Annotated in this window: 1 protein-coding gene; it reads right to left on the bottom strand. The window is 46.8% G+C overall.

All coding sequences use genetic code 11. The features are described 5' to 3' along the window. Positions 1-360: 360 nt before the first annotated feature. Positions 361-4,469, bottom strand: a 4,109-nt coding sequence (locus QT974_RS25145; protein WP_333471133.1) for a S8 family serine peptidase, incomplete at its 5' end; no start/stop codon positions are given.

Below are 4,469 nucleotides of genomic sequence, written 5' to 3'. Positions count from 1 at the left end.
CAGGGGTTTAAACCCCTGCCTCAAAGCTGAAGTCCTCTCAAAGAGGACTGAGAATAATAATTTTTTCAACTCATTAGTCCTCTTTGAGAGGACTTTCGCTATAAGCCCCGTGGAATTGATTCACTCCTAGGGCTGCTGGGTGGGCGGGAGACAGGGGTTTAAACCCCTGCCTCAAAGCTGAAGTCCTCTCAAAGAGGACTGAGAATCAGAACTTTTTCCACTCATTAGTCCTCTTTGAGAGGACTTTCGCTATGAGACAGGGAATTCATTCCCTGGCGGACTACCGGGTGGGCGGGAGGACTGGCGGATTCAAAGCTTAAAGTTGACACCAATGGGCTAGCCTAAGTCCCTACATGGCTATTAGATTGAGCCAAAATTGGTGGCATTAATCGCACTTGCCGTCACCCCATTCAGAGATGCTAAAATCTCTCCGGTAGCTGACAAACGGATGAAAGTTGCACTGTTTTCTTGAGTAATTGACAGTTGCGAGAAACTCAGCCCGTTACCCAAAACTAACAAGTCTTTTCCAACTGCAAAGTCAGTAATAGTATCAGTACCAAAATTGCTGGAAAGCAAGAATTTATCGTTGCCATCACCTCCCGTCAAAGTATCATTTCCCAAACCGCCATTCAGCAAATCGTCGCCCTTACCTCCCAGCAGACTATCATTGCCATCACCACCGTTCAAACTATCAGCACCGCGGCCGCCAAACAAGGCATCATCACCGCTACCGCCGAGCAAAGTATCGCTACCTTTGCCGCCGAAAAGAGAGTCATTACCCAGCCCACCGTCGAGGGAATCATTGCCCATCATTCCCATCAACACATTATTCCCGCTGTCGCCAGTCAGGGTATCGTTGCCACTTGTACCGAGAATGCGATTCGGGGAATTGCTGCCCAAATCAGCATCGCCGATCGCAACAGGAGTCGCGATCGCAACAGGCAATGTGACAGCTTGAATTTTGCTATCTAAAGCAGTGCCAGTATTGTCAGCAACTACCTGCGAAATAGGTTTACTTCCTGCACCAACAGCTTTTAAATCTTGAGTTGTTGCGCCCAAAGCTACTTTTTGGACGCGGGCAACTGAAGCAGGAATTGATGTGACTGTTGGGTTGGAAACAGCAGTATCAATGCGTTGATTTGCTGTTGCCATGACTGTCGCAGCTTGCGGGGTAATTGAGGTGATTTTTTGACTGTCAAAACTAAGGTCGATTTGCTGGATTTTTGCGGCTGCTTGCTGAATTATTGGTTCTAAAACTGCTGAAGAGCTCAGATTTAAAACAGTACCGGATTGAATTGGATTCGCGATCGCACTGACCACAGCCTTGACAATATCCTTGGTGTCTGCATTAGAAGCACCGTCAATTAAAGCAGCAGTTTGAGTGATGACGTTTTGGACTTTCACCATTGCCGATAAAGTTGCGACTGCGCCCGGTTCGCTGTCGTTGGTGGCTGCGATCGGATCGAAATCTGCGATCGGAACATCAGCGGGAATGGCAAGAGCAGATTTGATGAGAGATTCGGCGCGATCGCTCTCAATGCCCCGATCCACCAAATCCACCATCAAAGTAGTTAACAGCGTGACCACAGTGGCGTCAGCAGGTGCAGTAACAGGCGTTTCTAAAGGCAAACCGGTCGCGGTATCAATTCCGCCAAAAGCCACTAAATTGCCTTCATTTGAATCAATTTCCCCATTTGCGTTTTTGTCGAAAGTCTCGAAGGGGAAATCGAGATTAAATAGACCTGTGCTGTCACTATTGGTTGATGGTTCATTAGCATCGAGAACACCATTTTTATTGGCATCCAAAAATACCTTGGCACCTGCAATGTAATTATCAATCACCCAGCGACCGTTATATTTCGTTATCTTGAAGATTTGAGAACTGCTGGCACCTGCCGGGTCAGTGGCGGTTAACTTCACCTTAAAGGGTGTTACAAAACGTGTTCGGGGAGTGACAATAAGTTTGATGGTGTTCTGGTTAGAGTCGAAAGAGAATATCAGCCCACTACTGTTGGGAGTGCTGTTTAAAGGACTGCCATCCTCTAGAGTTAATTTGTAGGAGATTAAGTCGCCATCAGGATCGATGTAGACATTTTTAATGTCTTTATTAAACTCCTTAATGGAAGACGCCAAAGTAATCTTCTTTTCTGGCGGACGGTTCTGAACAACACCTCCTCCAGCAATAGCTTGCCCCAAAGCCAGCACATCGACGCGCTTGAAATTAAGACCGGTATTGGTAACATTGTCGTTTTCATCGTCGCCATCATTGATAGTGACACCGGTTTGTTTCAAAAGTTTGGCAAATTCCTTTGGTGTCAGTCGGCGGCCTAATTTTTGCTGTGCTAACTGTTGGGCTAATACTGCAATGCCGGCAATGTGGGCTGTAGCTTGACTGGCACCGTGAAGCGTGTTGATCCGATCGCCAGACGCGGTTACGGGATCGGGATCTATGCCAGCCGCAGGATTGCCATCTATGCCAGCACCGGTGATGGGCGATCCGGGAGCAAAAACTGTGGTTAATGTTCCGTTACGCTGAGAAAATGGAGCAATGCGATCGCGATCGGTGGTATAAGCAATTACTTTCTCGACATCCTGTCCAGGCGGATTTGCAAAATAATTTCCCAAAGACAAATAACCGATGTTGGAGGTATGTACCGCGCCAACAGACAGCGAATTCGGATCGGCTGAAGGGTAATTTACACCTGGAGCCTCGTTCCGGTACGGATAGTAACGGTTGCCTGATGAAGAGACAACAATGATATTCTTCGCCGCTAATGCCGCCAGTTCATCTCCAATACCGTAGAGTGAAGTTGTTTGACTGGTGGGAAAATTTTCACCGCTGCCGAATGCCATACAAACGCTGGCAATGTTGTAAGTATCTGCATTTTGCAATACCCACTGCAAAGCTTGTTCGACATAGGGAAACTTATTAATTTCGTCTCCACCCGGAGGCGGAACATCCTTTCTCACTTTGAGACCGATAATGTTAGCGCCAGGTGCCATCCCTGTATAGGTTGGGTCTTGGGAACCAACAATGCTGGCAATGTTCGATCCGTGTCCGTTTTTGTCGTTAGCATCCGCATCGCCATCGGCAAAATCGTAGTTATAAACAATGCGATCGCTGATGCCGTTTGAGTTGCTGTCAGGGCCAAAGAATCGGTGGTTTAAGTTGATGCCAGTATCTAACACAGCTACAGAGAAACCGCTGCCGTTGATACCAGAAAAAGCTGGTGCAGCGCGGAATTTATCCAGATTTATCTGCGCGCTGGATATACTGGCAGGATACCGACGGGGGTCGTTGCCACTGCCGTCAAAACCGGCAGAAAAGTCTCTCGGCACAAAGTTAGTAGCAAAACTGGATAAATTACTATTGCCGCCAACATCACTCAACAGCACTGAGTCGAGGAAATTGCTATCGATCCGGAAATTGGATAGATTATTATTCGCTAGACTGCTGTTGATGCCCCCCACCAAGTTTCTGCTAATTGAATTTGACTGCGGATTTGTGACGGCAGTACCTTCATATCCTGTAGTTGTGACACCTGCAAGACGAGGTACAGCAGACAAATTCAAATTGTATGGAGTCTGGGCGCTATTAACTGAAGAAACTCGAATGCTGTAAGTGCCGTGTTCCAAAAGACGGTTAATAGACTTTGAGGCAGCACCAGAATTTTGGGCAGTTGAAATGACATTTTGAGCGCTGTCAAGCAATTCAAGATTAATATCTCCATTAAATCCACTGACTGACAAGTTGAAGTCATTGGTAGCACCGATCGTGAATTTGTAGTAATCAGGATCGTTACTACTCACTGAATCGCTGTAGTTTCTGAGAGCGGAACTTGCATTGATTGTACGGGCTGCACTTGCAGTGTTTCCAGCCGAGTCTTGTGCTGGTATCCTGCTGTCATTATCGTTATTTGTGACAGCAACATCGGCTGCATTTAACCCGTTAAATCTGTTATCAGAACTGACAGCAGGGCTAGTAACAATGGTGTAAGCTTTATCCCCGTCAATCTCATAGTCGTCAACGCCTGTTACCGTGACTGTCTGCGGCTGGTTCCAATTAGTAGAGTTGAAGGTAAGCGATGGCGTGGAAACTGTTCCTTCTGCTGTATTGGAACTTGCTAAATCTATTTTGACATCGCCAGTTGGTGCGATGTTTAAGCTGTTGAGTTGAACGTTAAATGTTGCTTTTCCTCCTGATTCTGTGGTGATTAATCCAGTTACAGGATTAACGGTAATTCCAGCAGGTGTCGGTGTGGGTGTCGGGGTTGGTGTTGGTGTTGGAGGTATGGGTGTTGGTGTTGGTGTTGGACGTATCGGTGTTGGTGTGGAATTTACAGGTGTTGGTGTGGAATTTACAGGTGTGGGAGTTGAATTTACAGGTGTTGGTGTGGAATTTACAGGTGTTGGTGTGGAATTTACAGGTGTTGGGGTGGAATTTACAGGTGTTGGGGTGGAATTTACAG

The organism is Microcoleus sp. BM001215392 (assembly GCF_036700185.1).
Taxonomy (GTDB): domain Bacteria; phylum Cyanobacteriota; class Cyanobacteriia; order Cyanobacteriales; family Microcoleaceae; genus Microcoleus.
This window is presented reverse-complemented; position numbering and strand designations above follow the sequence as displayed.